The following is a 670-nucleotide window of genomic DNA, read 5'->3' on the forward strand; positions in this document are numbered from 1 at the left end:
GGTTTTCAAAACTACTTTTAACTCTTGGATCAAAAGTATACGGTATATCTTTAGAATCAGATAATTTATCATTATACAATTTAATTAAGTTAGATAATGAAGTTAAATCATATATACAAGATATTAGAGATTTAGAAAAAATAAAAGCTATAGTAAATGAAATAAATCCAGATATTATATTTCATTTGGCAGCACAGCCTCTTGTTATAGATAGCTAYAATAGGCCAGTATATACATTTGAAACTAATGTAATTGGCACCATTAATCTAATGGAATCTATGAGAGAATTAAGTAATTTAGAATGTGCTGTAATGATTACAACAGATAAAGTTTATGATAATAAAGAGTGGGTATGGGGGTATAGAGAAAATGATGCTTTAKGAGGTCATGACCCTTATTCTGCTTCTAAGGCATGTGCTGAAATAGCAATAAAAAGTTATAAGAAGTCATTTTTTAAAGATGTTAATATAGCTAGTGTGAGAGCAGGRAATGTTATAGGTGGAGGAGATTTTGCTGACAATAGAATAATACCTGATATAGTAAGAGCCATAGAAAAAAATATTCCAGTTGAACTTAGAAATCCAAATAGTGTAAGACCTTGGCAGCATGTACTTGATGTACTTTATGGATATTTATTAGTATGCTATAATTTAGCTAATAAAAAATCAAT

The 670-nt window shown here is 28.5% G+C and carries 1 protein-coding gene; it reads left to right on the top strand.

The genetic code is table 11. The features are described from left to right. Positions 1-670, top strand: a 670-nt coding sequence (gene rfbG / locus GQX97_RS13590) for a CDP-glucose 4,6-dehydratase (RefSeq protein ID WP_157152312.1), incomplete at both ends; no start/stop codon positions are given.

The organism is Brachyspira sp. SAP_772 (genome assembly GCF_009755885.1).
Classification (GTDB): Bacteria; Spirochaetota; Brachyspiria; order Brachyspirales; family Brachyspiraceae; genus Brachyspira.